This is a genomic window from Eikenella glucosivorans (assembly GCF_016025525.2).
Taxonomy (GTDB): Bacteria; Pseudomonadota; Gammaproteobacteria; order Burkholderiales; family Neisseriaceae; genus Eikenella; species Eikenella glucosivorans.
On record NZ_JACSGR010000009.1, the window covers coordinates 1 to 25736 of the forward strand.

28 protein-coding genes and 1 pseudogene are annotated in these 25736 nt (G+C 59.1%); 14 read left to right on the plus strand and 15 right to left on the minus strand.

The window, feature by feature from the left end; genetic code table 11:
- Window positions 1–136: 136 nt before the first annotated feature.
- The 4 genes from H9Q10_RS11380 to H9Q10_RS11395 all read right to left on the minus strand — a co-directional run bounded on the left by H9Q10_RS11380 (window position 137) and on the right by H9Q10_RS11395 (window position 1611).
- Complete coding sequence (locus tag H9Q10_RS11380) at window positions 137–424, minus strand: hypothetical protein (protein WP_197904102.1); 288 nt, start codon at window positions 422–424, stop codon at window positions 137–139.
- Window positions 421–846, minus strand: coding sequence for a phage holin family protein (locus H9Q10_RS11385; RefSeq protein WP_197904103.1), 426 nt, complete (start codon window positions 844–846; stop codon window positions 421–423). The genes H9Q10_RS11380 and H9Q10_RS11385 overlap by 4 nt, the downstream gene beginning before the upstream one ends.
- Before the next feature lie 84 nt (window positions 847–930).
- On the minus strand, window positions 931–1242 hold the full coding sequence (locus tag H9Q10_RS11390; RefSeq protein WP_197904104.1) for an ElaB/YgaM/YqjD family protein: 312 nt from the start codon (window positions 1240–1242) through the stop codon (window positions 931–933).
- Between the two features lie 9 nt (window positions 1243–1251).
- Complete coding sequence (locus H9Q10_RS11395; RefSeq protein WP_197904105.1) at window positions 1252–1611, minus strand: hypothetical protein; 360 nt, start codon at window positions 1609–1611, stop codon at window positions 1252–1254.
- 83 nt (window positions 1612–1694) lie between these two features.
- On the opposite strand from H9Q10_RS11395, the gene hemL reads away from it, so the two are divergent.
- From hemL to rplS, 7 genes are all read left to right on the plus strand, one after another.
- On the plus strand, window positions 1695–2981 hold the full coding sequence (hemL, locus tag H9Q10_RS11400) for a glutamate-1-semialdehyde 2,1-aminomutase (protein ID WP_197904106.1): 1287 nt from the start codon (window positions 1695–1697) through the stop codon (window positions 2979–2981).
- A gap of 150 nt (window positions 2982–3131) precedes the next feature.
- Entirely contained in the window at window positions 3132–4013 is an 882-nt protein-coding gene (galU, locus tag H9Q10_RS11405; protein ID WP_197904107.1) for a UTP--glucose-1-phosphate uridylyltransferase GalU, read from the plus strand.
- Window positions 4014–4203: 190 nt separating this feature from the next.
- Window positions 4204–5784, plus strand: a complete 1581-nt coding sequence (locus H9Q10_RS11410; protein ID WP_197904108.1) for an inorganic phosphate transporter — start codon at window positions 4204–4206, stop codon at window positions 5782–5784.
- Window positions 5785–6062: 278 nt separating this feature from the next.
- The gene (gene rpsP / locus H9Q10_RS11415; protein ID WP_197904109.1) at window positions 6063–6311 is read left to right on the plus strand and encodes a 30S ribosomal protein S16; all 249 of its coding nucleotides are present in this window, start codon (window positions 6063–6065) and stop codon (window positions 6309–6311) included.
- Between the two features lie 16 nt (window positions 6312–6327).
- Complete coding sequence (gene rimM, locus H9Q10_RS11420) at window positions 6328–6840, plus strand: ribosome maturation factor RimM (protein ID WP_197904110.1); 513 nt, start codon at window positions 6328–6330, stop codon at window positions 6838–6840.
- Window positions 6840–7583 (plus strand): tRNA (guanosine(37)-N1)-methyltransferase TrmD, encoded by a 744-nt coding sequence (gene trmD, locus H9Q10_RS11425; RefSeq protein WP_197904111.1) that lies wholly within the window; start codon window positions 6840–6842, stop codon window positions 7581–7583. Before rimM ends, trmD begins: the two co-directional genes overlap by 1 nt.
- 13 nt (window positions 7584–7596) lie before the next feature.
- On the plus strand, window positions 7597–7968 hold the full coding sequence (gene rplS / locus H9Q10_RS11430; protein ID WP_197904112.1) for a 50S ribosomal protein L19: 372 nt from the start codon (window positions 7597–7599) through the stop codon (window positions 7966–7968).
- A 187-nt stretch (window positions 7969–8155) separates the two neighbouring features.
- Here the strand turns inward: rplS and dtd are convergent, their stop codons facing one another.
- Together dtd and gyrA are read right to left on the minus strand one after the other, a co-directional pair.
- Window positions 8156–8614, minus strand: a complete 459-nt coding sequence (gene dtd / locus H9Q10_RS11435) for a D-aminoacyl-tRNA deacylase (RefSeq protein ID WP_197904113.1) — start codon at window positions 8612–8614, stop codon at window positions 8156–8158.
- A 123-nt stretch (window positions 8615–8737) separates the two neighbouring features.
- Window positions 8738–11503 (minus strand): DNA gyrase subunit A, encoded by a 2766-nt coding sequence (gene gyrA / locus H9Q10_RS11440; protein WP_238480200.1) that lies wholly within the window; start codon window positions 11501–11503, stop codon window positions 8738–8740.
- Window positions 11504–11750: 247 nt separating this feature from the next.
- Here gyrA and gluQRS point away from each other — a divergent pair, with 247 nt between their 5' ends.
- Window positions 11751–12641, plus strand: a complete 891-nt coding sequence (gene gluQRS / locus H9Q10_RS11445; RefSeq protein ID WP_197904114.1) for a tRNA glutamyl-Q(34) synthetase GluQRS — start codon at window positions 11751–11753, stop codon at window positions 12639–12641.
- Window positions 12642–12802: 161 nt separating this feature from the next.
- Here gluQRS and adhP read toward each other — a convergent pair whose 3' ends face one another.
- Window positions 12803–13843, minus strand: coding sequence for an alcohol dehydrogenase AdhP (adhP, locus tag H9Q10_RS11450; protein WP_197904115.1), 1041 nt, complete (start codon window positions 13841–13843; stop codon window positions 12803–12805).
- Between the two features lie 357 nt (window positions 13844–14200).
- On the opposite strand from adhP, the pseudogene thrB reads away from it, so the two are divergent.
- Window positions 14201–15106 (plus strand): annotated as a pseudogene (gene thrB, locus H9Q10_RS11455) (homoserine kinase); the annotation flags it as partial.
- Window positions 15107–15160: 54 nt separating this feature from the next.
- Entirely contained in the window at window positions 15161–15451 is a 291-nt protein-coding gene (locus tag H9Q10_RS12390; protein ID WP_476728680.1) for an avidin-fold protein, read from the plus strand.
- Window positions 15452–15668: 217 nt separating this feature from the next.
- Here the strand turns inward: H9Q10_RS12390 and H9Q10_RS11460 are convergent, their stop codons facing one another.
- The 5 genes from H9Q10_RS11460 to H9Q10_RS12275 form a co-directional block, all read right to left on the minus strand.
- Complete coding sequence (locus H9Q10_RS11460) at window positions 15669–16463, minus strand: 3'-5' exonuclease (RefSeq protein ID WP_197904117.1); 795 nt, start codon at window positions 16461–16463, stop codon at window positions 15669–15671.
- A gap of 211 nt (window positions 16464–16674) precedes the next feature.
- On the minus strand, window positions 16675–17433 hold the full coding sequence (gene mtgA, locus H9Q10_RS11465; RefSeq protein WP_197904118.1) for a monofunctional biosynthetic peptidoglycan transglycosylase: 759 nt from the start codon (window positions 17431–17433) through the stop codon (window positions 16675–16677).
- A gap of 105 nt (window positions 17434–17538) precedes the next feature.
- The gene (locus H9Q10_RS11470; protein WP_197904119.1) at window positions 17539–17757 is read right to left on the minus strand and encodes a hypothetical protein; all 219 of its coding nucleotides are present in this window, start codon (window positions 17755–17757) and stop codon (window positions 17539–17541) included.
- A 113-nt stretch (window positions 17758–17870) separates the two neighbouring features.
- Window positions 17871–18815 (minus strand): LysR substrate-binding domain-containing protein, encoded by a 945-nt coding sequence (locus H9Q10_RS11475; protein ID WP_197904120.1) that lies wholly within the window; start codon window positions 18813–18815, stop codon window positions 17871–17873.
- A 112-nt stretch (window positions 18816–18927) separates the two neighbouring features.
- On the minus strand, window positions 18928–19059 hold the full coding sequence (locus H9Q10_RS12275; protein WP_274381505.1) for a hypothetical protein: 132 nt from the start codon (window positions 19057–19059) through the stop codon (window positions 18928–18930).
- A gap of 207 nt (window positions 19060–19266) precedes the next feature.
- Here H9Q10_RS12275 and H9Q10_RS11480 point away from each other — a divergent pair, with 207 nt between their 5' ends.
- The 4 genes from H9Q10_RS11480 to hslU all read left to right on the plus strand — a co-directional run bounded on the left by H9Q10_RS11480 (window position 19267) and on the right by hslU (window position 23703).
- Complete coding sequence (locus H9Q10_RS11480) at window positions 19267–19953, plus strand: OmpA family protein (RefSeq protein WP_197904121.1); 687 nt, start codon at window positions 19267–19269, stop codon at window positions 19951–19953.
- 215 nt (window positions 19954–20168) lie between these two features.
- Window positions 20169–21554 (plus strand): D-alanyl-D-alanine carboxypeptidase/D-alanyl-D-alanine endopeptidase, encoded by a 1386-nt coding sequence (gene dacB / locus H9Q10_RS11485; protein ID WP_338082327.1) that lies wholly within the window; start codon window positions 20169–20171, stop codon window positions 21552–21554.
- 124 nt (window positions 21555–21678) lie between these two features.
- Window positions 21679–22137 carry a protein-export chaperone SecB gene (gene secB / locus H9Q10_RS11490; protein ID WP_197904123.1) on the plus strand — a complete coding sequence of 153 codons (459 nt, stop codon included), beginning with the start codon at window positions 21679–21681 and terminating at the stop codon, window positions 22135–22137.
- Between the two features lie 228 nt (window positions 22138–22365).
- Window positions 22366–23703, plus strand: a complete 1338-nt coding sequence (hslU, locus tag H9Q10_RS11495; protein WP_197904124.1) for an ATP-dependent protease ATPase subunit HslU — start codon at window positions 22366–22368, stop codon at window positions 23701–23703.
- A gap of 95 nt (window positions 23704–23798) precedes the next feature.
- On the opposite strand, the gene H9Q10_RS11500 is transcribed toward hslU, so the two are convergent.
- The 3 genes from H9Q10_RS11500 to H9Q10_RS11510 all read right to left on the minus strand — a co-directional run bounded on the left by H9Q10_RS11500 (window position 23799) and on the right by H9Q10_RS11510 (window position 25706).
- Entirely contained in the window at window positions 23799–24461 is a 663-nt protein-coding gene (locus H9Q10_RS11500) for an NAD(P)H-dependent oxidoreductase (protein ID WP_197904125.1), read from the minus strand.
- A 129-nt stretch (window positions 24462–24590) separates the two neighbouring features.
- Window positions 24591–25133, minus strand: coding sequence for a hypothetical protein (locus tag H9Q10_RS11505; protein ID WP_197904126.1), 543 nt, complete (start codon window positions 25131–25133; stop codon window positions 24591–24593).
- 24 nt (window positions 25134–25157) lie between these two features.
- Window positions 25158–25706 carry a hypothetical protein gene (locus tag H9Q10_RS11510; protein WP_197904127.1) on the minus strand — a complete coding sequence of 183 codons (549 nt, stop codon included), beginning with the start codon at window positions 25704–25706 and terminating at the stop codon, window positions 25158–25160.
- Between the last annotated feature and the right edge of the window lie 30 nt (window positions 25707–25736).

Consider the following 25736-nt stretch of genomic DNA (forward strand, 5'->3'; position numbering starts at 1 on the left):
CGGCGATACGCCGTTTGAGGTGTTGCAGGCTTATTTTTCTCAACCTGTGGTGTAAACAACGCGGTTATTTTCTACAGGGAAGGCTACCTGAAAATTATTTTTCAGGTAGCCTTGGTGTTGGTTTGCGGAAACGGCATTACTTGCCCGGCTCAGGCGGCAAACTGCGCCACCAGCGCCACAGCATCCGCCCGGCTTTGGGCAGCAGGGCGCGCTGTTTGGCCGGAGGCAGCACGGCGGCCTGCCACAGCAGCATGGCCAGCGGCAGGCGGTCGGCCAGCTTGAGCCAGCGTTGCCAGTCGGTGCCGCGGCCTTGCTGCTGCCGCTTGCGCTGTTTCAGCTGCTCGGCGCGGATTTTCAGGCGGGCGAGCTCGGCTTGTAGGGCGAGCAGTTCGCGCTGCTGCCGTTTGCTTATCGGGCTGCTCATTCGGCTTGCTCCGTGTTATCGGTTTGCGGCGCGGCGTTGGGATGATTGGGGGAACGGCCGCGCAGGGTGTCGATGTCGCGGCGCATATCGGCCAGGGTGGAGGCTACCTGAAAACCGGCCTGCCGCCAGCCGGATGCGGCGCGTGCCAAGGCAACCCAGGCAATCAGCAGCAGCAGCACGGGCAGGCCGAAAAACACCCAAGCCTTGGCCTGCGCCGGCAGCACAGCGTCCAGCCCGAACAGCAGGCTGATCAGCGCGGAGAGCAGCATCACGCCGCCCACAGCCACCGCCGCAAACATACGCACCAAGCCTGCAGCTTGGTCGGAAAGGTCGATGCCGAGGATTTGCAGGCGCAGCAGCAGCAAATCCACGCCCTGGTTCATCAGGAAGCGGAAGTGGTCGATATTCTGTTTCAGGCTCATGGCGGGCTCCTCGGCTCGTTGGCGGGCAAAACGCCCGCCTGCGTTCGGGTGGGCAGGGCGGGCGGCGTGTATCAATTCGGCTGTTTAGCGGCGGTTGAGCAGCACGCCCACCACCAAGCCGGCCAGCGCGGCGAAGCCCATGGCGTAATACGGTTTTTCCTGCACCAGCTCGTCGGCCTGGCGGGCGGTTTGTTTCACTTTGTCCACGGCCACTTCTTCAAATTCGCCCAGCTTGCGTTGGGCGGCCTGCAGCTTGCGTTGCAGCTTGCCGCGCAGCTCTTGGGCTTCTTCGCTGCCGTATTCGACGCCGGTGTTGTACAGCTCTTCCACATTGTCCAGTACGTCGCGCACTTCCTTCATCAGTTCTTCTTTCTGCTGCTCGAAATCTTTTCTCATGTCGGTCTCCTAGTCGGGAATGGGGACGGCGTCGGGGTGAGCCGTCTGCGCCAGTATATGGGGCGGCGGCGGATAGGGCAAGCGGGCGGGGGTTTGGGCGGCGCGGAAAGCCGGCTCCCTTATATAGCGGATTTTGTAACTTTCGCTACGGTGTCGGCTCGCCTTGCCGTACTGGTTATACTGCCTGCGGCTCGCCGCTTGGTATCGGAAGGCACAAAATCCGCTATAGAGGCTTCGGTTTGCTTTGCAATAACCTGTTTTGGGTATGGAAATGCCGTTTTCAGGTAGCCTTCCGATGCGGCAGCCCGGTTTGAGGCTACCTGAAAACGAGGTCTTGGCGCTGCCGATACCGGGTTGCTGCAAAGCCAAAGCGCAGCTTCAACGAGGTGAAAACCCATCGGCAAAGTCTGCTAAAATCCGCCCGTTCCCATTTCCCCGTTCAGGACTTCCCCATGACCGACCGCAACCAACAGCTCTTCACCCGCGCCAAAGCCGTGATTCCCGGCGGCGTGAATTCGCCCGTGCGCGCCTTCGGCAGCGTCGGCGGTGTGCCGCGCTTCATCAAAAAGGCCGAGGGCGCGTTTGTGTGGGACGAAAACGGCACGCGCTATATCGACTACGTCGGCTCGTGGGGCCCGGCCATCGTGGGGCATGCGCACCCGGAAGTGCTGGAAGCGGTGCGCGAGGCGGCGCTGGGCGGGCTCTCGTTTGGCGCGCCCACCGAGGCGGAAATCGTGATCGCCGAAGAGATCTGCCGGCTGGTGCCCAGCGTGGGGCGGTTGCGGCTGGTGAGTTCCGGCACGGAAGCCACCATGTCGGCCATCCGCCTGGCGCGCGGCTACACCGGGCGCGACCAAATCATCAAGTTTGAAGGCTGCTACCACGGCCATTCCGACAGCCTTTTGGTGAAAGCCGGCAGCGGCCTGCTCACCTTCGGCCACCCCTCCTCCGCCGGCGTACCCGCCGATTTCACCAAGCACACGCTGGTATTGGAATACAACAACGTGGCGCAGCTGGAAGAAGCCTTCGCCCAAGCAGGCGGCCAGATTGCCTGCGTGATTGTGGAGCCCTTTGCCGGTAATATGAACCTGGTGCGCCCCACGCCCGAATTCCTGCGCGCCCTGCGCGAGCTCACCGCCCAACACGGCGCGGTGCTGATTTACGACGAAGTGATGACCGGCTTCCGAGTGGCGCTGGGCGGCGCGCAGTCGCTGCACGGCATCACGCCGGATTTGACCACCATGGGCAAGGTGATCGGCGGCGGCATGCCGCTGGCGGCCTTCGGCGGACGGCGCGACATCATGGACTGCATTTCCCCTTTGGGCGCGGTGTATCAGGCCGGCACGCTTTCGGGCAACCCGGTGGCGGTGGCGGCGGGCTTAAAAACCTTGGAAATCATCCAGCGCCCGGGCTTCTACGAAAACCTCACCGCGCGCACCGAACAATTGGTGCGCGGGCTGAAACAGGCGGCGGCGAAGGCGGGCGTTGCGTTTAACGCCGACAGCGTGGGCGGCATGTTCGGCCTGTATTTTTCAGGTAGCCTGCCGCAGAACTATGCGGATATGGCGGCTTCCGATATCGGTGCGTTTAAAACTTTCTTCCACGGCATGCTGGATAAAGGCGTGGCCTTCGGACCTTCGGCCTATGAGGCGGCCTTTGTGTCGGCGGCGCACGGCGAAGAGCTGGTGGGCGAGACCGTGCGGATAGCCGGGGAAGTGTTCCGGCAGATGGCGGGCTAGGCCAGAGGCTACCTGAAAAATGTTTGGCACGTATTTCGGCTTCGTAGAAACGCGCGAAACACATTTTCAGGTAGCCTTCAGAACATCCGCAGCGAAGCCGTTATAATGCGGCATCTTTTTCTACCGATCCAATCCCATACGAGCCAAATCATGCAACACCCCGTTCCAATCAAAAAAGCCGTCTTCCCCGTGGCCGGGATGGGCACGCGCTTCTTGCCCGCCACCAAGGCCAGCCCCAAAGAAATGCTGCCGATTGTGGATAAGCCGCTGATTCAATATGCGGTGGAAGAAGCCGTGGCCGCCGGCTGCACCGAGCTGGTGTTTATCACCGGCCGCAACAAGCGCAGCATCGAAGACCATTTCGACAAGGCCTACGAGCTGGAAACCGAGCTGGAGCACCGCCACAAAAACGCGCTGCTTGCCCATGTGCGCGACATCCTGCCGCCCGAAGTCACCTGCCTGTATATCCGCCAAGCCGAGGCGCTGGGCCTGGGGCACGCCGTGCTGTGCGCCCGCGCGGCGGTGGGCAACGAGCCTTTCGCCGTGATCCTGGCCGATGATTTAATCGACGCGCCGCAGGGCGCCATCGCGCAGATGGTGGACGTGTATGCCCACACCGGCAACAGCGTGCTGGGCGTGGAAACGGTGGCGCCTGCGCAAACCGGCTCCTACGGCATTGTGGAAGTGTCGCCGTGGCAGCAGTATCAGCGCATCCGCAGCATTGTGGAGAAGCCGAAGCCGGAAGAAGCGCCGTCGAACCTGGCCGTGGTGGGGCGCTACATCCTCACGCCGCGCATTTTCCAGCTGCTGCAAACCATCGGCCGCGGCGCGGGCGGCGAAATCCAGCTCACCGACGGCATCGCCAAGCTGCTGGAGCACGAGCCGGTGTTGGCGCACGCCTTTGCCGGCAAGCGCTACGACTGCGGCAGCAAGCTGGGTTATCTGGAAGCCACCGTGGCTTACGGCCTGAAACACCCGGAAACGGCCGAAGCCTTCCGTGCGCTGCTGCAACAGTACGGCCGGCCGGAATAACGTGGAGAGGCCGCGCGGCCGTTAAAGGCTACCTGAAAATCAGGCTACCTGAAAACCTTTGCGGGTTTTTCAGGTAGCCTGATTTTGCGTGTGGCTTCAACGGATTTTGGTATAATCGCCCCGTTTGTTTGGCGCACCGCCCCCTTGTGCGGCTGCCTTGTTTGAATTTCTGTTTGCAAAGAACACCATAATGGCCGCTTCCCCTGCTTCGCTGCGTTTGAAGACTGTCAATTTCCTCGGCATAGCCGTGTTGCTCGGCATGTCCGGCTATTTCATCTATTGGGGGCTGGGCTACATCCAGCATCACCATACCGTGTTGTTTGTGTTGGCGGCGCTGTTCGGCATCTTCATGGCCTTCAATATCGGCGGCAACGATGTGGCCAATTCCTTCGGCACCTCGGTGGGCGCGGGCACGCTGAGCATCCCGCAGGCGCTGGCGGTGGCGGCGGTGTTTGAAGTGAGCGGGGCGATGCTGGCCGGCGGCGGTGTGACCGCCACTATCCGCAACGGCATCGTGGATTTGGGCGGCATGTCGCTGGAACCCTTGCAGTTTGTCTACATCATGATGGCGGCGCTGGCGGCGGCTTCGCTGTGGCTGCTGTTTGCTTCGCAGAAAGGCCTGCCGGTATCCACCACGCATTCCATCATCGGCGGTATCGTGGGCTCGGCATTGGTTTTGGGTTTCTACAACAGCGGTTTGGGCGGCTTGAATCTGGTGCGCTGGGACAAAATCGGCGAAATCGCCATTTCCTGGGTGCTTTCACCGTTGCTGGGCGGGGTCACTTCCTATCTGATTTTCAAAAACATCAAGACCTATATCCTGGGCTACAACGTGGCCTCCAGCCGCCATGTGCAGCGCCTGCGCAAAGAGAAGCTGGAATATAAGAAAGAACACAAAACACGCTTCGAGCAGATGAGCGAGCTGCAACAGATGGCCTACACCGCCACCATCGTGCGCGATGCCCAGCTTTACAACGAAGGCCATTACCAGCCCGAAGAGCTGGCATCCGACTATTACCGCGGCCTGCATGAAATCGACCGCCGCAAAGACGAAATCAACGCCTTCCGCGCCTTGCGCCTGTGGGTGCCGCTGGTGGGTGCGGTGGGCGGCATGGTGATGGCGGCCATGCTGTTGTTTAAAGGCCTGAAACATCTGAACTTGGGCTTGAGCACGCTGGATAACCTGCTGATCGTCGGCATGGTGGGCGCGGTGTTGTGGATGGGCACGTTTGCCTACGCCCGCACCCTGAAAACCGGCAACAACCTCGACCGTGCCACCTTCATCATGTTCAGCTGGCTGCAAGTGTTCACCGCCTGCTGCTTCGCCTTCAGCCACGGCTCCAACGATATCGCCAACGCCATCGGCCCCTTCGCCGCCATCATGGACGTGCTGCGCAGCGGCGGCATCGGCAACGAGGGAGAAATTCCGCCGATTACCATGCTCACCTTCGGCGTGGCGCTGGTGGTGGGGCTGTGGTTTATCGGGCGGGAGGTGATTGCCACGGTGGGCGAAAACCTGGCCAAGATGCATCCCTCCTCCGGCTTTGTGGCCGAGCTCTCCGCGGCCACCGTGGTGATGTTGGCTTCGGCGCTGGGCCTGCCCGTATCGAGCACGCACATCCTGGTGGGTGCGGTGTTGGGCATCGGGCTGGTAAACCGCAATGCCAACTGGCGCCTGATGAAGCCCATTGCACTGGCCTGGGTGATTACCGTGCCCGCGGCCGGGCTGCTGGCGGCGGTTTGCTTTACGGTGCTGAATGCGGTGTTTTGATTGGGCTACCTGAAAAATACGGTCGAGCAAACGCGGGTAACACCAAATTTTGGCGTAAGGAAAATAGGATTCCCATCTCGCTAAATTTGGTTGAGTCTTGGTGCTGCAGAACTCATCTGCAGGAGCCTTGTTTGATTGCACCCAGTAGCCGTTTTGCCCGCGCCGTTGCCGCAAAAAGAGTATTTTTGCAATAAGGGCTTGCGTTCGTCTCGCAAACTATCCTAAAATCCGCTGTTTTCTTATTGACCAAATTTCCCGAAGGAAGAAGGAATAATCATATGGTAGTGATCCGTTTTTCGCGCGGCGGCTCCAAGCATTCCCCGTTTTTCAACATCGTGGTAGCCGATTCGCGCAACCGCCGCGACGGCCGTTTCATTGAGCGCGTGGGCTTCTACAACCCTGTTGCCAATAAAAAACAGGAACGCGTTCGCCTGAACACCGAGCGTTTGAACTACTGGGTAAGCCAAGGCGCCCAAGTGAGCGATGCCGTTGCCCGCCTGGTGAAAGAACAGCAGAAAGCCGCCTAATCGCGGAATACCAGCCATGAGCCGCAGCCAAGAAAAGTGGATAGCCATGGGCTATGTGAAAGGCGCGTTTGGCGTGAAAGGCTGGGTGAAAGTGGCCGCTGGCACCGAATACGCCGACAGCCTGCTGGATTATCCGGTGTGGCGTTTGAGTAAAGACGGCGTTTCCCGCAGCTACACGTTGGAAAACGGCCAAGTGGCCGGCGATGAATTACAGGTAAAGTTTGCCGAAATCGGCAACCGTGATGCCGCACAGTTGTTGCGCGGATACACCATCGAAATCAAGCGTAGCGATTTCGAGCCTGCCGAAGAAGGCGAATATTACTGGGCCGACTTGGTCGGCTTGGCTGTGCACAACCGGCAAAACGAATTCATCGGTATCGTGAGCAACCTGATGGAAACCGGTGCGCACGATATCTTGGTGGTGGATGGCGAATATGGCCGCAAGCTGATTCCCTTTGTTGATCATTACATCGACAACGTGGATTTAGAACAAGGCGGCATCGTGGCCGACTGGGGCTTGGATTACTGATGTACATCCAAGCCGTTACCCTGTTTGGCGAGATGTTTCGCAGCATTACCGAGCATGGTGTAACCGGCCGGGCGCTGCAGCGTGGTTTGTGGCAGTTTGATGCGGTGAACCCGCGCCAGTTTGCCGACAACAAACTGGGCTATATCGACGACAGGCCTTTCGGCGGCGGCCCCGGTATGATTATGATGGCTGAACCTTTGCAGGCAGCCATCAACACCGCCAAAGCACGGCAAAACGGCAGGGTCATCTATTTGAGTCCGCAAGGCACGCCGCTCACACATGGCAAAGCAGCCGAGCTGGCCAAGCTGGACGGCCTGATCTTGGTGTGCGGCCGCTATGAAGGCATAGACGAACGGCTGCTAAGCAGCAGTATCGACGAAGAAATCAGTATCGGCGATTTTGTCGTGTCCGGCGGGGAACTGCCGGCCATGATGCTGATGGACGCGGTGTTGCGGCTGATACCCGGCGTGCTGGGTGATGCCGATTCGGCCGGGCAGGATTCCTTTGCCAACGGCCTGCTCGACTGCCCGCACTACACCCGCCCGATAGAATTTCAGGGCATGACCGTGCCCGCTGTGTTGCGCAGCGGCAACCATGCGCTGATTGCGGAATGGCGCCTCGAACAGGCGTTGCGCCGCACCCTCTTGCGCCGGCCCGACCTTTTGGCCGAGCGCGAATTAACCCCAGAGGAATCTAGGCTCCTGCGGAAAATCCGGCAGGAGGAACGAGATATCCCATCATAACAAGGACTTTGCAATGAACTTGATTCAACAGCTCGAACAGGAAGAAATCGCCCGTTTGAACAAATCCATCCCCGAATTCGCTCCCGGCGACACCGTGTCTGTTTCCGTGCGCGTAACCGAGGGCAACCGCACCCGTTTGCAGGCCTATGAAGGCGTGGTGATTTCCCGCCGCAACCGTGGCTTGAACAGCAACTTCATCGTGCGCAAAATCTCCAGCGGTGAAGGCGTGGAGCGTACTTTCCAGCTCTATTCCCCCAACGTTGAGAAAATCGAAGTGAAACGCCGCGGCCACGTTCGCCGCGCCAAGCTGTACTATCTGCGCGGCCTCACCGGCAAAGCTGCCCGCATCAAAGAAAAGCTGTCTTCCCGCAAACAGGAAGATTAATCAACTTGCCATACGAAAACCTGCCCATTGCGGCAGGTTTTTTGTTTGATGGGCAAGTGCACCGTTTTATTTTTATTTGTCGCTCTTCGCCCTGCCGCAGATATTTTCAGGTAGCCTCACTACTGACCATGAGGCTACCTGAAAACATTCGGCCCAACCCGCAGAGGTATGGCCGTGCCGGCCGAAGTTAAAAGCTTTTCTGCGAATCCAGCAGAATGGTTACCGGGCCGTCGTTGCACAGGCTCACCAGCATATGAGTGCGGAAGCGCCCTTCGGCCACGTTCACGCCGTGGCCGCGCAGAAGTTCGGCCACTTGCCGATACAGCGCTTCGGCCTGCTCGGGGCGGGCGGCTTGGGTGAAGGAGGGGCGGCGGCCATTGCGGGCGTCGCCGTAGAGGGTGAACTGCGACACCAGCAGCACTTCGCCGCCGGTGTCTTTCACCGACAGGTTGAGCTTGCCGGCTTCGTCTTCGAAAATGCGCAGGTGGGCGATTTTGTCGGCGATGTAGCGAGCATCGGTTGCGCTGTCTTCGCCGCCCACGCCGAGCAGCACGCACAGGCCGTGGGCGATTTGGCTGAACGGGGCCTCGGGCGATTCGGCGGGGGCGATGTGGGCATGGCTGACTTTTTGGATAACGGCACGCATGATTTCAGGTAGCCTCCTTGGGGGTGCGGGAATACGGTTGGGGATAACAAGTTGAACAAAAGGCTACCTGAAAACGGATGCCGCACTATTTTCAGGTAGCCTTTCTTGAGTTTGCGGGCGGGGTTAAGCTTGGCCTGCTTCTTCGCCCGAGCCGGCGGCTTCAGGGGAAACTGCGGTTGCCATGGTTTCTCCTTCGGCCTCGTCGGCTTCTTCTTCGGCCACGCGCTCAAGGCTGACCAAGGTCTCGCCTTCGTCTAAGTTAATCAGTTTCACGCCGGCGGCGGCGCGGCCGGTTTCGCGGATTTGTTCGACTTTGGTGCGGATGAGTACGCCGCCGCTGGTGATGAGCATCAAGTCGTCGCTTTCGCTCACCAGGGTGGCGGCCACCAGCTCGCCGTTGCGCTCGCCGGTGTTGATGGCGATATTGCCTTGGCCGCCTTTGTTTTTACGGCTGTAGTCGGCGATCGGGGTGCGTTTGCCGTAGCCGTTGGCGGTGGCGGTGAGTACTTGCAGCGCGCTTTGCTGCTCGCATTCGGGGGCGAAGGTGATGAGGCTGACGATACGGCCGTTTTCCGGCAGCCTCATGCCGCGCAGGCCGCCGCTGCCGCGCCCGCTGGGGCGCACGCCGTGTTTGCCGCTCACGGGGGCGTGCTCGCTGCCCTCGTCGTCTTCCTGGCTACCTGAAATTTCGGTTTCGGCATCGTCACCAAGCTCTTCTTCGTCGCCGCTGCGCTCCCAGTATTCGTTGAAGCGGATGGCTTTGCCCAGGTTGGAGAAGAGCATGATGTCGCTGCAGCCGGAGGTGCGCGCCACGCCCACCAGGCTGTCGCCTTCTTTGAGGGCGATGGCTTTGATGCCTTGGCTGCGCACGTTTTTGAAGGCGGAAAGCTGCACTTTTTTCACCACGCCTTGGGCGGTGGCGAAGAAGACGTATTCGTCTTCGGGGAAGTCGCGCACGGGCAGGATGGCGGAGACTTTTTCGCCTTCGTCGAGCTGGATGACGTTGTTAATCGGGCGGCCGCGCGAGTTGCGCCCGCCTTCGGGCAGTTTGTAGACCTTAATCCAGTGGCAGCGGCCGTGGTTGGTGAAGCACATCAGATAGTCGTGGGTGTTGGCCACAAACAGGGTTTCGATAAAGTCTTCGTCTTTGGTGGCGGCAGCCTGTTTGCCACGACCACCGCGCCGCTGGGCTTGGTAGTCGGTGGTGGGCTGGGTTTTGATGTAGCCGCCGTGGGTGAGGGTGACCACCATTTCGCGCGGGGGGATGAGGTCTTCGTCGGCAATGTCGCCGCCGAAGGGGTTGATTTCGCTGCGGCGGGGGTCGCCGAAATTGGTTTTGATTTCGATGAGCTCGTCGCGGATGATTTGGGTAATGCGTTCGGGTTTGGCCAAAATATCCAGGAAATCGATAATCTGCGCCATGATGGTTTTGTAGTCGTTGACGATGCTGTCTTGGTCGAGGCCGGTGAGGTTGCGCAGGCTCATGCGCAGGATGGCATCGGCCTGCAAATCGCTCAGGTAGTAGCCTTCGGCGCGCAAGCCGAGATTTTCAGGTAGCCCTTCGGGGCGCGCCATGCGCAAATCCAAATCGGTGCGGCTGAGCATGTCGCCCACCAGGCCAGACTGCCAGGGCTGCGCCAGCAGTTTGGCTTTGGCTTCGGCAGCGTCGGCGGATTCTTTGATGAGGCGGATCATCTCGTCGATGTTCGACAGCGCCACGGCCTTGCCTTCGGCGATGTGCCCTTCGTGCCGCGCTTTTTTCAGGCGGAACAGGGTGCGGCGGGTAACCACTTCGCGGCGGTGGCGCAGGAATTCGGCCAGAATCTGCTTGAGGTTGAGCAGGCGCGGCTGGCCGTCTACCAGTGCCACCATGTTGATGCCGAAGCTGTCTTGCAGCTGGGTGAGCTTGTAGAGCTGGTTGAGCACCACTTCGGCGTTTTCGTTGCGCTTGAGCTCGATCACTACGCGCATACCGGATTTGTCGGATTCGTCGCGCAGGTCGGAAATGCCTTCCAGCACTTTTTCGCGCACCAGCTCGCCAATTTTTTCCACCAGCTTGGCTTTGTTTACCTGATAGGGGATTTCGTCGATGACGATGGCTTCGCGCTCGCCGTGTTTGCCGATGGTTTCGATGTGGGTTTTGCCGCGCATCACCACGCGTCCCCGGCCGGTTTTGTAGCCTTCGCGCACGCCGGAGAGGCCGTAGATGGTGGCGCCGGTGGGGAAGTCGGGGGCCTGGATGGTTTGGATGAGCGCGTCGATACCGGTGTCGGGGTCGGCCAGCAATTGCAGGCAGGCGTCTACGGTATCGCCCAAATTGTGCGGCGGGATGTTGGTGGCCATGCCCACGGCGATACCGGCGGAACCGTTGGCCAGCAAAGCGGGGAAGCGGGTGGGCATCACCAGCGGCTCTTGCTCGCTGCCGTCGTAGTTGGGGCCGAAATCCACGGTGTCTTCTTCGATGTCGGCCAGCATTTCGTGGGCGATGCGCGCCATGCGGATTTCGGTATAACGCATGGCGGCGGCACCGTCGCCGTCTACCGAGCCGAAGTTGCCCTGGCCGTCCACCAGCATATAGCGCATGGAGAAGGGCTGCGCCATGCGCACGATGGTGTCGTATACGGCGGAATCGCCGTGCGGGTGGTATTTACCGATCACATCGCCCACGATACGAGCGGATTTCTTATAAGACGAGTTCCAGTTGTTTTTCAGCTCGTGCATGGCATACAGCACGCGGCGGTGCACAGGCTTCAGGCCGTCGCGCACGTCGGGCAGCGCGCGCCCGACGATCACGCTCATGGCGTAGTCGAGATAGCTTTTGCGCATTTCCTCTTCGAGGCTGACGGGGATGGTTTCTTTGGCAAACTGGTGGTCGTGGGTGCTGCTCATGGAGATTTAAGCCCAATCGTTTAAAAACGCGTTATTTTATCACACAACGGGCTTCGCGGCTGGCTGTGGTGGCGGGGCGCGAAAACGGCTGTTCAGCACCTTGGTTTTTATTTCGATGACAACGCGGCCTCAACAAGCACGGAAGGCTACCTGAAAATTTTCAGGTAGCCTTTGTGCCAGGCACACTTGTTTTACCGCACGCCCCTCCGTATCATTTTCCCATCTTCCTCCAATATTTCAGGTAGCCATGTATATCGGACGTTTCGCCCCCAGCCCCACCGGCCTCTTGCACATCGGCTCGTTGCTCACCGCCTTGGCCTCCTACGCCGACGCACGCGCCAGCGGCGGCCGCTGGCTGGTGCGCATGGAAGACCTCGACCCCCCGCGCGAAATGCCCGGCGCCGCCGCCCACATCCTGCACACCCTCGAAGCATTCGGCTTCGAATGGGACGGCAAAGTGGCCTACCAAAGCCGCCGCCACGCCCTCTACCGCGCCGCCCTCGAAAGCCTGCAACAGCGCCGCCTCGCCTACCCCTGCTATTGCAGCCGCAAACAATGGCACGCCCACGCCCGCCAAGGTGCCGACGGCTTCGTGTACAACGGCGCCTGCTCCCGCCTTACCGCCCCGCCGCCACAAGCTGCCGGCCGCATCCCCGCCTGGCGCCTGCGCGTGCCCGACGAAACCATCGCCTTCACCGACGGCATCGTCGGCCGTTATGCGCAAAACCTCGCCCGCGACATCGGCGACTTCGTCTTGCTGCGCGCCGACGGCCTCTGGGCCTACCAGCTCGCCGTGGTGGCCGACGACGCCGCGCAGAGCGTCACCCACATTGTGCGCGGGCAAGACCTGCTCGTGTCCACCCCGCGCCAAATCTGGCTGCAACGCTGCCTCGGCCACCCCACCCCGCACTACGCCCACCTGCCCCTGCTCACCAACGCCGCCGGGCAGAAATGGTCGAAGCAAACCCTCGCCCCCGCGCTGGATTTGCAGCGCAAAGAAGCCCTGCTGCGCCAAGTGATGGGCTACCTGAAACTGCCGCCCGCACCGGAAGTGGATAAACCGCAAGCGCTGCTGGATTGGGCGGTACAACATTGGCGGCTGGATAGGGTGCCGGCGCAGGCGATGGTGGCGGAATAGGGTTTGCCCTCAATTGAGGGCGCACATTTTTCAGGTAGCCTCCCGCGCAGGCAATAGGCTACCTGAAAAATAGTAAACCGTTCTATCCGGCGCAAATCTGCCGCACAAAAAAGCCGCCCCGATTCCCGAGGCGGCCTTGCTATTTGCTTGCTAGCCGAGACTTAGTGGTGATGGCAGCCGCAAGCCTTCATGTCGATCACCATGCGGCCTTGGATTTTGCCGTCGCGCATTTCTTGGAAAATGGCATTGGCTTCGTCGAGCTGGCGCAGCTGCACCACGGGCACCACGATACCTTCGGCGCCGAATTGGAAGGCTTCTTCCAAGTCTTTGCGCGTGCCCACCAGCGAGCCCACCACTTCGATGCCGTCCAGCACCAGGCGCGGAATCGACAAATCCATGGTTTCGGGCGGCAGGCCAACGGCTACTACGCGGCCGCAGGCGCGTACGCAATCCACAGCCGAATTGAAGGCCGCGCGGGACACGGCGGTGACCACGGCGGAGTGTGCGCCGCCGGTTTTCTCTTGGATGAACTTGGCGGCATCTTCCTTGGCCGGGTTCACAATCAGATCCGCGCCGGATTCTTTGGCCAGCGCCAATTTGTCGTCGTTGATGTCCACGGCAATCACATGGGCGCCGAACACCTTCTTGGCGTATTGCACGGCCAGGTTGCCCAAGCCGCCGGCGCCGTAGATGGCGATCCACTGGCCGGGCTGGGCGCCGGCCACTTTGATGGCCTTATAGGTGGTTACACCGGCGCAGGTGATGCTGGAAGCCTGGGCGGGATCGAGGCCTTCGGGCACTTTCACTGCATAATCGGCTTTTACCACGCAGTGGGTGGCCATGCCGCCGTCGGCGGTGTAGCCGGCGTTCAACACGCTGCGGCAGAAGGTTTCGCGGCCGGTGATGCAGTATTCGCAGTGGCCGCAGCTGGCAAACAGCCAGGCGATGCTCACGCGGTCGCCCACTTTCAGGGTGGTAACATCTGGGGCAACCTGTTTCACGATGCCGATGCCTTCGTGGCCGAGCACGCGGCCGGGTTTCTTGCCGTAGTCGCCAGCGGCCACGTGCAAGTCGGTGTGGCACACGCCGCAATATTCCACTTCCACCAGCGCTTCGCCTGCGCCCACGGCGGGGATTTCGCGCTCAACAATTTCCACGTTGCCGTCGCATTGGGGGGCAACCACTGCTGCTTTCATCTTCATGATCGTGATCCTCATATCGGTTGGAAAAATAGGGGAACTGCTCGGGCGCAGTATGCCTTTCCCGGCGGGCCGACGTCAAGGATTTGTATCAAATAAACCGTTGATTTTATAGTGTTATGGTATAACTCTTGCTGCTGCCGGGGAATGCCGGAAACGCCGCCGGCGAAGCCTGCTGCCAACATGCGGTTTTTGCAAAAACAAACAGCCGTTTCCATGCTATCCGAAATCGCGGCCGCGGTATTTCGGCTGCGCAGAAAAGCTGCTTTATCTTCGCTCAAGCTCCGTTTTTCAGGTAGCCTGCCCGCTGCCGCATTTGCTAGAATCCGCTTTCCTATCCACCCGCCGCGATTACCCGCCATGTCTGTTTACACCAGCGTCTCTGACCAAGAAATCCGCCAGTTTTTAGAAGATTACGATTTGGGCGGCTTCGTGTCGCTGCAAGGCATTGCGCAAGGCGTGACCAACAGCAACTATTTCCTCGACACCGACCGCGGCCGCTTCGTGCTTACCATCTTTGAAGTGCTCACCCGCGAAGAGCTGCCGTTTTTCATGGAGCTCAGCCAGCACCTCAGCCGCAACGGCGTGGCCTGCCCCGCCCCCATCCCGCGCCGCGACGGCCGTTTCGACAGCCTGCTCGCCGGCAAGCCCGCCTGCGTGGTGAGCTTCCTCAACGGCCGCGACACTGCCGTGCCCGAAGCCGCCCAATGTTTCCACACCGGCGCCATGCTTGCCAAAATGCACCTGGCCGGCCAAAGCTTCGGCCAGAGCATGCCCAACCCGCGCCACGCCGCCTGGTGGGAAGCCGAAAGCCGCCGCCTGCTGCCCTGCCTGAGCCGCGAAGACGCCGAGCTGCTGCAAAACGAAATCGCCTTTCTCGCTCAAAACCCCGACCAGCACCTGCCCGGCGGCATCATCCACGCCGACCTTTTCAAAGACAACGTCTTGCTCGACGGCATTCAGGTGGCCGGCTTCATCGATTTCTACTACGCCTGCAACGGCAGCTTCATGTACGACCTCGCCATTGCCGTAAACGACTGGGCGCGCCTCGCCGACAACCGCATCGACCCCGCATTGCAGCAGGCCTTCATGCGCGGCTACCAAAGCGTGCGCCCGCTCACTCCTGCCGAACAGGCCTACCTTCCCATTGCCCACCGCGCCGGCTGCATCCGCTTCTGGGTGTCCCGCCTGCTCGACTACCACTTCCCGCAGGGCGGTGAGATGACCTTTGTGAAAGACCCCGACGTCTTCCGCGACCTGCTGCTCTATTTCCGCCAGTGCCCGCCTGCCCCCGCCGACACCGCCGAAGAAGCCTTCAACCTGCACGGCAAAACCTTCCGCCCCCAAGGCAGCGGCGCACCCGCCTACCACTTCAGCCAAGACGGCAGCACCGTATGGGCGGAATACAGCGGCGGCCCCGTTTGCAAAGGCTTCCTGCTCGGCCGCTACACCGCCTCCAACCGCATCGCCCATACCCGCCAGCACCTCGGCAGCACAGCCGAAGCGCACAGCGCCAGCGGCCACCTGCGCCTCGAGCGCACCGCCGGCGGCCTGCGTTTGCACCTGCATGAAAACGGCGGGGAAACCGTGCTGGAAGAAGTGTTGCCCTAAGCGGGGTTGGATATAAAGAGGCTACCTGAAAATCCTACGGAACGGATTTTCAGGTAGCCTTTGTCATTGCAGCCAATCCGCAGGCCGGCATGGCCGCGTTGACAAGCCGGATGGCGGTTTTAACAAGCCTTGTCCAGGCAGATGAGGCAGTCAACCGTGGCTTGATCGGCGGCCGCTGTGTTTTCAGGTAGCCCTATGTTATCGAACGGCATCGCCGTTAATGCCACGCTTCCAGAAACTCCTGCCAATGCGTTTTGCCTTCTTGGTTTTTCAGGTAGCCTTTGAGCCGCTTGATTTCCATTTCGTATTCGTCGGCGTCGGCGGCGCCGTTCATCAGGCGGAAGCGTTGGTACATGAGGTAGGTGTTGGCGGCGTCGGTTTCGCAGTAGTTGCGGATTTCACGCAGGCGGCCTTCGTGGTAGGCCTGCCATACCTGGCTGCCGTCCATGCCGAGCTTGCCGGGGAAGCCGCAGAGTTTGGCCATGTCGTCGAGGGGGACGTAGGCGCGGGGCTGGTAGAGGGCGAGCAGGTCCATGAGGTCGCAGTGGCGGCTGTGGTAGCGGTTGATGTAGTTGTTCCATTTGAAGTCGCGGCTGTCGCCGAAGTCGCCTTCGCCGGTGTCCCAGTAGCGGGCGGCGGCGAGGCCGTGGATCAGGGCGCGGTAGTGCAGCACGGGCAGGTCGAAGCCGCCGCCGTTCCAGCTCACGAGCTGAGGAGTGTGGTTTTCGATGAGTTCGAAAAATTTGGCGATGATGGTTTCTTCGCTGTCGCTGGTTTCGCCGATGGTGCCGACGTGGATTTTGTCGCTGCCCCAGCGCATGCAGCAGGAGATGGCCACGACTTGCTGGAGGTGGTAGGGCATGAAGTCGCTGCCGTTGTGGGCGGCGCGGCGCTGCTGCTGGGCCCAGGCGACGATGTCGGCGTCGGGGGTGTCGGCGGGGAGCTGGTGGAGCAGGCGGATGCCGTTTACGTCGGGGATGGTTTCGATGTCGAAGGCGAGGATGGGGGTCATGATGGCTGGCGCTGGCGCGGCGGGATGGAAAACGGCGGGGATTGTGGCACGAAGTGTTTGTTTCGCCAAGCGGGAGGGCTACCTGAAAAAGGGGGATATTTTTCAGGTAGCCTTTTTATAGATGTGCAATGGTTAGGGCTGTATCGGCTGTGTTCGTGAATGAGGCTACCTGAAAATGGTTTTTCAGGCAGCCTCTTTGCTTTGCCAGCGGCTATTCGTCGGGCGGTAAGTCGGCGCTGCCCATGCGGCGCAGGATGATGCGGGTTTTGTTGCGCAGGCGGCGGTCGTGGCGGTGTTCTTGAAAATATTTTGGGTTGGGCAGCATGGCGATGAGGGAGGCGGCTTCGCCGGCGCGCAGGCGGGAGGCGGGCTTGCGGTAATAATGCTGGGCGGCGGCTTCGATGCCGTAGATGCCGTTGCCGAATTCGGCCACGTTGAGATACACGGTGAGGATGCGCTCTTTGCTCCACATGTTTTCCAGCATCACGGTAATCACGGCTTCTTCGGCTTTGCGCACGTAGGAGCGTTCGGCAAATAAAAACAGGTTTTTGGCGAGCTGCTGGCTGATGGTGGAGCCGCCGGCGCGGATGGTGCCGCTGCGCTGGTTGCGGCGCATGGCGTGCTCGATGCCGCTCCAGTCGAAGCCGTCGTGGTTGCTGAATTGGGCGTCTTCGCTGGCGATGGCGGCTTGTTTCACCACGCGGGCGATTTGGTCGTCGTCTACCCAGGTTTGCTGTACGCGGGAGAAGGTGCTGATGCTGTGCCGCAGCATGAAGGCGCTGGTGTGCACGGGCTGGCTTTTCCAGTAGGCGAGCAGCAGGAACACGAGCAGGTGGAAGCCGAGCAGCAACAGAAACACGCCCCACACGAGTCGCTTAAACCAGCGGCGCAGCAGGCCGGGGCGTTTTTTGGCGGGCTGGGGGCGGGGCGGAACGGGGGCGGCAACAGGCGCGGGAGTATGGGTATCCATCGGCAATATCAATCGAAGGGAAGCGGGGCGATTATAAAGGAATCTGGTTTGAACGGGAGCGAAGCCGGTTTTTCAGGTAGCCTCAGCCTGGCGCGACAGGGCGGTTCACAGGCGGGCTTTCTCAATCAGCTTGTCCAACGCCGCTTCCAGCGCGTCAAACTCGTGCACCACGCCCCACGGCGCCGCGCGTTCATCGGCGGCATACACCTGATATTTCCCCAAGGCCGAGCGCCGAATCGCCATTTCTCCCGGCCGAGGGCTGCCAAACCAGCTCACGGCCAAGTTTTCCCGGCAGATGATGGTGCGGGCTTCGGCTTCGGTCATTTCATCCTCTCTTCAAATCAGGCACTAATATTTTCAGGTAGCCTTCTGCCACGCCGCGCAGGCTACCTGAAAAATAAAGACGCCTTGCCAAGCCAAACGCAAACCGCCGCACATCAAATCGAGAAATCCTCGCGAATCGGCTCGTACAGCGCCTGCTCGATGCGCTCGCGGCTGAGGCCGGGCAGATAGAGCTGTATAAAATCATAAGCATAGTTGCGCAGATAGGCATCCTGCCGCACCACGATATAGGTAAACGACGGCTGAAACAGATGATCCGCCCGCAGGCAGGCCAAATCGTCGTCGCGCTCCGGGTCGTAGGCCGTGTCGGCCAGCAAACCCGCACCCAGCCCGGCGCGCACATAAGTTTTAATCACACCCGCGTCCACGCTGGCGAGCACCACCCGCGGCAAAGGAAGCCCGCTGCCGGCAAACGCCGCCTGCAAAGCCGCATCCTGCGCCGCATCGGTATAGGCAATCAGCGGCACGGCCGACAAATCCGCCAGCCCGATGCGCTCCCTGCCCGCCAGCCCGTGCCCCTTCGGCACCAGCACGCAGCGGTTCCAAGCGCGCGCGCTGATATAGCGCAGCTCGGAATGGCGCTCGTCTGCCTCCGAATTGATGGCGAAGTCCGCCAAGCCGTCGGCCACCATGCGATCCACCGCCGAAGGTTCCGCCGGCACCAGCGAAAGCTCCACCTTCGGATACTGCCGGAAAAACTCGGCCACCACCGGCGGTAATACATGCTGCGCCTGGGTGTGCGTGGTGGCGATCGTCAGCCGCCCGCTGTCCTGCTCGGCAAACTCCGTGCCGATATTGCGGATGCTCTGCACGTCGCGGAAAATGCGCTCGGCAATCTCCAGCACCGCCTGCCCCGGCGGCGTAACCGCCGCAATGCGTTTGCCGTGCCGCACAAACAGCTGCACGCCCAGTTCGTCTTCCAGTAGTTTGATTTGCTTGGAAATACCTGGCTGGGAAGTAAACAGGATCTCCGCTGCCTCCGAAATATTCAGATTGCAACGGTACACCTCCAGGAAATAACGCAGCTGTTGCAGCTTCATAAGGCTCCAAAGTTTGTTCTGTCAGATTGATCACAACTCGGCAATCCCGCCGGGCACCACCGAAGCGGCTCCTTTACCAACCGATCGCCAACCAAACCGGCCTGGCATGGTATCACAGCCCGCCCCCGCCATTTTGGCCTCGGTTGCCCGAACGCGGCAGAATTTGTTGCTTTTTAGCAACTTGATAAGAAATATCCCCCGCTTTTCCCAATATCATGCTGACAGCAAGAGCGATTTTGGGCATGATTGCCCCGTAGGAAACGGAGGCGTCCGTTATGCGGTCAGCCAATTCCTTATTGACAGTTCGGGCTTGGTTTTTTATAGTGGTACCCCGAATATATTTGGATAACCGCGGTTTTTAAGCGGTCCGTATATGGTGATTTTTGTGAAGGCCGGCATGCTGTAAAGCTTGCAAGTCTGCGCATAACAAACTTTTTGATGAGGGAATAACATGACCAAACAGCTTAAATTTGGCGCTTTGTTCTTGGCCTTGGTTGCTTCCGGCGCCGCCATGGCAGACAGCAGCTTCAGTAACGAAAAATATGGCTACACCATCAGCCAGCAGTCTCGCGAAGTAGTTCGTTCCAACTATGAACCCAAGGGCGCTCATGAGTGCTGGGAAAATAACTTCTTGAACAGCGAAGTTGATCGCTTGGGTTTGGTAGAGTGCGGCGACCGTCAGCCTGATGCTCCTGCCCAGCCGCAAGTAAACGAAGAGTTGGTATCTCTGTCTTCTAACTTCCTGTTTGGCTTTGACAAATTCAACCTGCGTCCTGAAGCCCGCACCACTCTGGACGAGTTGGCTCAGCGCCTGTCTAACAGCAATGTACAGTCTGTACGCGTTGAAGGCAACACCGACTTTATGGGTAGCGATGCCTACAACCAGCGCCTGTCTGAGCGCCGTGCGAATACTGTTAGTGAATACTTGGTGGGCCGCGGTGTTCCTGCCGAGAAAATCTCTGCCGTTGGCTTGGGTGAATCTCAGGCTAAGATGACCGAGCAGTGTCAGCAAGAAGTTCGTAACTTGGGTCGTCGTGCTTCTGCTGCTCGCAAACGCAGCGCTCTGATTGCATGTATCGAGCCGGATCGTCGCGTAGACGTTCGTATCCGCACCCTGGTGGAACAGCCTGCTCGCTAATTTAGCTAACTAGCTGATTAAGCATGAAGGAACTGAGCTTTGGATAAAAGTTCAGTTCCTTATTTTTTGCTTGCAGACAAATAGTTATGTAATCAGCCCGATTCACGGTTCTATACCACAAATCAAAACAGGCAAAACGTTCCGCTTGCCCAAGCCCTCAAAACAAACCGATGCCGGCAAAATTAAACCATCACCTCAAGCCATTCATTGGCCGTGTGCTAGCCATTATTCTCTTCTATTGCCATTTTCAGGTAGCCTTTGCCCTAGATTTCGGCCGTATCCAACCAGATGAAGCGGCTGTCTACGTGCAAGACCTCGACAGCGGTGAAATCTTGCTTGCCCACCGTGCCGACGTAGCCATGAACCCGGCTTCCACCATGAAACTGGTTACCACATTTGCCGCGTTGCGTGCGCTGGGCGCTAATTTCCGCTGGCAAACCGAATGGCGCAGCAATGCCCCTATTGCCAACGGCGCTTTGCAGGGCGATTTATACTGGGTGGGCAGCGGCGACCCTGGTTTCGACCAACCTGATTTACTGGCCATGCAGCAGCAGCTCACCGGCCAAGGCATCCTCTCGCTCAATGGCAAAGTGCTGCTCGACCGCCAAGTGTGGGGCAGCGCCGGCAGTGCAGACGGCTTTGAAAACGATGCCGAAGAAAGCTTTGTCGTCCCGCCCGACCCGCACATGATTGCCTACAAAGTGCTGTGGGCCACCGCCTCCCGCAATGAAGCCGGACAACCCGTTTTCCTGCTCAATCCACCGCTCTACGGCATTCCTGCCGATACCAGCCAAGTGCTGGAAACTTCAGGTCGCTGCGGTAAATTATCTAATCACGTTTCTGCCAAGCTTGAAAACAACACCCTTGTTTTCAGTGGCCGCCTGCCCACGTCCTGTATCGGCGAGAAAATGTTTCTCAACGTTTTCGACGCCCAACGCTTCGCCGAAGAAAGCTTCCGCGGACAATGGCTGGCTCAAGGCTTGGGCGGGCTATACGGCTTTGGCCGCGGCAAAACCCCGCCCAACAGCCGCATTCTGGCCGTGCACTATTCCAAGCCGCTCGGAGAAATCCTCACCGACATGAACAAACATTCCAACAACCTGATTGCCCGCAGTGTGTTCCTCACCCTCGGCCATCAGGAACGCGGCCCGCACAGCGTGCACAACGCCGAAGCGGCCGTGCGTCGGCAATTGGTGGCCGCCGGTTTGGACGACGAAGCCCTGGTGCTGGAAAACGGCTCCGGCCTGTCGCGCCGAGAACGGCTCACTGCCCGCTTCCTCGGCAACATGCTGCTCCAAGCCTACCGTTCCCCCTTCAGAGACAGCTTCATCCACACCCTGCCGATTGCCGGCACCGACGGCACCTTGCGCGGCCGTTTCCGCCAACTCGGCCGCTCGCTGCGCATGAAAACCGGCACCTTGCGCGACGTGCGCGCCCTGGCCGGCTACTGGCTGCCGCCTAGCGGGCGCAAACTGGCCGTGGTCGTCATCATCAACAGCCACCGCTCTGGCGGCTACCTGCCCGATATGGACAGCCTCGTGCGCCGGATTGTGCACGATGCCGCCGAGCTGAATACCGTCCAGCCCGCGCCCGCCCAATAAGGCCGGCCCATTCGCCAAACAGCCACCAGATGCCTTATCCGGCAAGGAAAAGCTGGCAAAGCCAAGCGTTTTCAGGTAGCCTAGCGCTGTTTTGATTTTTTCACCCTTTTTTAAAGGAAACCGTATGAGCGAACAACAGCAGCAACCCGTATTCAGCGTGGAAAAACTGTATGTAAACGATTTGTCTTTGGAAGTGCCGCACGCCCCCGAAATTTTCCTGAACCAGGAAACCCCCGAAGTGGAAATGCAGGTGCACACCGACAACAAAAAACTGGAAGACGATTTCTACAACGTTACCGTAACCGTTACCGTTACTGCCAAACTGGCCGACGGCAAAGTATTGTTCCTGAACGAAGTGGCGCAGAGCGGCATCTTCCGCTTGGCCAACATTCCCGAGCAGGACGTGAAGGTATTGCTCGGCATTGCCTGCCCGAACATCCTTTACCCCTATGCCCGCGAAGCCGTGTCTTCCACCATCACCCGCGCCGGTTTCCCGCCCGTGGTGCTGGCGCCGATCAACTTCGAAGCCATGTACGAACAGCAACAGGCCGCCGCCAATGCTCCGGCAGCCGGCAACGCCTAATCCGGCACGCCCGCAGGCAAACAGGCTATGGCAGAAATGCCATAGCCTGTTTTCATAGTTACAGTTAGGCCGCCGGCGTAACTTTAATGGCGGTTTGCGTTTTCAGGTAGCCCTTTCTCCGGCTGTAGTCATCTCCACCCACCGCGCGCCACCCCTTGATTTTCCCTGCCACGGCGCCATTTCCCAGCCATTCGATATTCCGCAACTTCATACCAAGGAACCGATTTGATGACTACTTCCGTGATGACCCCGCAAGAGATTGTGCACGAGCTCGACAAACACATCATCGGCCAGCAGCAGGCCAAGCGCGCCGTGGCCGTGGCGCTGCGCAACCGCTACCGCCGCAGCCAGGTGGCCGAGCCGCTGCAAAGCGAAATCGTGCCAAAAAACATCCTGATGATCGGCCCCACCGGCGTGGGCAAAACCGAAATCGCCCGCCGGTTGGCGCGGCTGGCCAACGCGCCCTTTATCAAAATCGAAGCCACCAAGTTTACCGAAGTGGGCTACGTGGGGCGCGACGTGGACAGCATCGTGCGCGACCTGATGGAAATCGCCCTGAAAAACCTGCGCGAACAGGCCGTGCGCAAAAACCGCGACCGCGCGCAGGACGCCGCCGAAAACCGCATCCTCGACGCGCTCCTGCCGCCCCCGCCGCGCACCGGTTTTGAAGGCGAACCTGCCGAGCCGCAGCCCGAAAGCCATACGCGCAAAAAATTCCGCGACATGCTGCGCCGCGGCGAGCTGGACGACAAAGAAATCAATATCGAGCTGAGCCAGGCCTCGCCCGCCGCCATGCAGGTGATGGGCCCGCCCGGCATGGAAGAATTCAGCAGCCAGTTGCAGGATATGTTTGCCAACCTGAGCAAAGGCCGCACCAAACCGCACAAGATTAAAGTGTCCGCCGCCATGAAGCTCCTGCTCGACGAAGAAGCCGCCAAGCTGATCAACGAAGAAGAGCTGCGCGAGCAGGCCGTGCACGCCGTGGAGCAGCACGGTATCGTGTTTCTCGACGAAATCGACAAAATTGCCGCCGACAGCAACAGGCACGGCGGCGACGTATCGCGCCAAGGCGTGCAGCGCGACCTCTTGCCGCTGGTGGAAGGCACCACCGTGCAAACCAAATATGGCATGATCAAAACCGACCACATCCTCTTCATCGCCTCCGGCGCCTTCCACCTGAGCAAGCCCAGCGACCTGATTCCCGAGCTGCAAGGCCGCTTCCCCATCCGCGTGGAATTGAGCAGCCTCACCGTAGAAGACTTCCAAGCCATCCTCACCAGCACCGACGCCAGCCTCACCAAGCAATACCAAGCCCTGCTGGCCACCGACGGCGTGGCGCTCGAATTCACCCCCGAAGGCATCACCCGCCTGGCCGAAATCGCCTTCCAGGTGAACGAGAAAACCGAAAACATCGGCGCGCGCCGCCTGCACACCGTGCTGGAAAAGCTGCTGGAAGACGTCTCCTTCCACGCCCCGCAGGGCAGCACGCAGATCACCGCCGCCTATGTGGACGAACGGTTGGCCGAAGTGGCCGAACAGGAAGATTTGGCGCGCTATGTGCTGTAATGATTGAAACGCGTTGAGCAAAAGAAAAGGCTACCTGAAAATATGCCGCGGCATTTTTCAGGTAGCCTTTTGCTATGTGGGGCATCGGCGGAAAGCTATTCCACCCACTGCACAATCTCTTCCATCGGCAGGCGGGTTTTGGCGCGGAGGTCTTCGCCGCGGTAGCCGAAGGCCGCCATGATGCTGACACGGTAGGCAGCGGGGTCGAACAAGCCTTTGCCGGCGAGCAGCGCGTTGGCTTCTTCCAGGCGGAAGCCCTCAATCGGCGTGGAATCGATGCCGATGAAGGCGGCGGCGCTCATCATATTGGCCAGGGCGATATAGCTTTGTTTGCACGACCAATCGTAGAAAGCGCGCGGACTTTCGGTGAGGGCAAAATCGCTTTCGGCAAACTGCTTGAAGAAGCCCTCGCGGACGGCCACGGCCTGCGGCGGGATGTGGTGCACCTCGCCCCACATTTTGCGCTGGTAATCCGGCTGCATCGCGGCCTGCGTGCGGGCGAGGATGACGACGAAGTGGCTGCAATCCATGATTTTGTCGGCCGCGCCCCAGGCCACCTGTTTGATTTCGGTGCGCAATTGCGGATTTTGGATGATGAGGAAACGCCACGGCTCCAGCCCGAAGGAGCTGGGCGAGAGGCGGCCGGTTTCGAGGATAAAGGCAAAATCTTCGCGGCTGATTTTGCGCGCGGGATCGTATTTCTTGCAGGCGTAGCGGCGGTGGAAGGCTTCGAGGACGGTTTTCTTGATATCGGGCATGGCGGGCTCCTGAATGGGGCGGTAGGAAAAGGCAGAGGATAGCGGGGCAGGGGGTGGAAGTCAAAAAGGCTACCTGAAAAAAGCAGTGGATTTTTCAGGTAGCCTTTTATTGTGGTTTGCATTAATTAGTTAATGTAAAATTTGTTGGAAATTCCAACCGTTAGTCAGTTGTCTGATTAATGACAACAAGCCCTGGTGTTTGGCCGTAACTCCTTGTCGGCGTATGGCGCAGGCTATGTTTGCAGCTGTGCGATGCACTCCTTGCATATTATTTAATTGGAATGAGCGGCCACTCTCGTCAGTAATTTGTTGAGTATGGCAATTTACAATATATATCTGATTTAATCCGTTTTTGTTATTTTCACTCATTTCCATCAATGTTGTAGCTTCAACTATATTAAATCCTGCTTCTTCAGTATCTAGAATTGTCGGGATGGAAATTGAAGCAATCTTTCCATCAGAGTTGCCAGCATGAACGAAGATAAAATTAGTGGTATAGATAGCACTGTCCTCATTGAATGGATACCAAGCTAAGTTTGAGTAAACTTGGTTTCCGAAGGTATCTGTACCGATGTACTTCGTACCGTTTTGTCCTGCCAAAGGGTCGGTAGTGCTTTGCGCTGCTGCTATGCTAGATAAGGCAAACAGAATAGTAAGAAGAAATTGTCTCATAAAAATTCCTTGTAATAGGTTTAATTAAAATGGGTTGTAGCGCTTATGGCCGCCTGATGTAATGCAATAGCGTCCTCCACGCGGCCCGATACAAATTCGGTGGTCTCGGCAGTCGCAGGAACTTCCATAGTATTTGGGTTCAGAACTATGGGAGCGATATCGTGTGGAATTGGTGGCGTAAGGCGCAGAAGATGCTTGAGAGCGGGACGAAGAATTTCTAGCTATGGAGTTATGCTGGCTCGGTAGCATTCTTGATGGATGTGAAGTTGTTTGGTGAGAAGGGGCATTATATGAAGTGGGGGAGGGGTTGTTTGTTATGGTTGCAGCATGATTGGGTACGGGATGGGTGCAGGCTTCATTTTTCTCATCAATATAATCCAACAAGTTTTGTGCTGATTCCTCGTCTGTTAAATTGCCCAGATACTCCATTGCATACATCCTTTTTTGCATGCAGCTCCATTGCATGTTGGCATAGATATCAGTAATGACATCTTGTGCTTTTGGATTGGCATTAGATTGTAAGGCAATAGCTAATCCCAAAATTATTGTTACAGCCTTGACTTTGTGATGCATAACTTCTCCTTAATGTTTGTTTGATTTTGT

Coding starts and splice junctions, on each gene's coding strand:
- hslU (WP_197904124.1), top strand. CDS start 22,366: ATGACTACTTCCGTGATGACCCCGCAAGAGATTGTGCACGAGCTCGAC.
- H9Q10_RS12275 (WP_274381505.1), bottom strand. CDS start 19,059: ATGCCCAAAATCGCTCTTGCTGTCAGCATGATATTGGGAAAAGCGGGG.
- H9Q10_RS11500 (WP_197904125.1), bottom strand. CDS start 24,461: ATGCCCGATATCAAGAAAACCGTCCTCGAAGCCTTCCACCGCCGCTAC.
- secB (WP_197904123.1), top strand. CDS start 21,679: ATGAGCGAACAACAGCAGCAACCCGTATTCAGCGTGGAAAAACTGTAT.
- H9Q10_RS11470 (WP_197904119.1), bottom strand. CDS start 17,757: ATGACCGAAGCCGAAGCCCGCACCATCATCTGCCGGGAAAACTTGGCC.
- H9Q10_RS11385 (WP_197904103.1), bottom strand. CDS start 846: ATGAGCCTGAAACAGAATATCGACCACTTCCGCTTCCTGATGAACCAG.
- H9Q10_RS11410 (WP_197904108.1), top strand. CDS start 4,204: ATGGCCGCTTCCCCTGCTTCGCTGCGTTTGAAGACTGTCAATTTCCTC.
- hemL (WP_197904106.1), top strand. CDS start 1,695: ATGACCGACCGCAACCAACAGCTCTTCACCCGCGCCAAAGCCGTGATT.
- H9Q10_RS11380 (WP_197904102.1), bottom strand. CDS start 424: ATGAGCAGCCCGATAAGCAAACGGCAGCAGCGCGAACTGCTCGCCCTA.
- rimM (WP_197904110.1), top strand. CDS start 6,328: ATGAGCCGCAGCCAAGAAAAGTGGATAGCCATGGGCTATGTGAAAGGC.
- gyrA (WP_238480200.1), bottom strand. CDS start 11,503: ATGAGCAGCACCCACGACCACCAGTTTGCCAAAGAAACCATCCCCGTC.
- rplS (WP_197904112.1), top strand. CDS start 7,597: ATGAACTTGATTCAACAGCTCGAACAGGAAGAAATCGCCCGTTTGAAC.
- H9Q10_RS11475 (WP_197904120.1), bottom strand. CDS start 18,815: ATGAAGCTGCAACAGCTGCGTTATTTCCTGGAGGTGTACCGTTGCAAT.
- rpsP (WP_197904109.1), top strand. CDS start 6,063: ATGGTAGTGATCCGTTTTTCGCGCGGCGGCTCCAAGCATTCCCCGTTT.
- H9Q10_RS11510 (WP_197904127.1), bottom strand. CDS start 25,706: ATGCATCACAAAGTCAAGGCTGTAACAATAATTTTGGGATTAGCTATT.
- galU (WP_197904107.1), top strand. CDS start 3,132: ATGCAACACCCCGTTCCAATCAAAAAAGCCGTCTTCCCCGTGGCCGGG.
- trmD (WP_197904111.1), top strand. CDS start 6,840: ATGTACATCCAAGCCGTTACCCTGTTTGGCGAGATGTTTCGCAGCATT.
- H9Q10_RS11390 (WP_197904104.1), bottom strand. CDS start 1,242: ATGAGAAAAGATTTCGAGCAGCAGAAAGAAGAACTGATGAAGGAAGTG.
- H9Q10_RS11480 (WP_197904121.1), top strand. CDS start 19,267: ATGACCAAACAGCTTAAATTTGGCGCTTTGTTCTTGGCCTTGGTTGCT.
- dtd (WP_197904113.1), bottom strand. CDS start 8,614: ATGCGTGCCGTTATCCAAAAAGTCAGCCATGCCCACATCGCCCCCGCC.
- mtgA (WP_197904118.1), bottom strand. CDS start 17,433: ATGGATACCCATACTCCCGCGCCTGTTGCCGCCCCCGTTCCGCCCCGC.
- gluQRS (WP_197904114.1), top strand. CDS start 11,751: ATGTATATCGGACGTTTCGCCCCCAGCCCCACCGGCCTCTTGCACATC.
- H9Q10_RS11460 (WP_197904117.1), bottom strand. CDS start 16,463: ATGACCCCCATCCTCGCCTTCGACATCGAAACCATCCCCGACGTAAAC.
- adhP (WP_197904115.1), bottom strand. CDS start 13,843: ATGAAGATGAAAGCAGCAGTGGTTGCCCCCCAATGCGACGGCAACGTG.
- H9Q10_RS11505 (WP_197904126.1), bottom strand. CDS start 25,133: ATGAGACAATTTCTTCTTACTATTCTGTTTGCCTTATCTAGCATAGCA.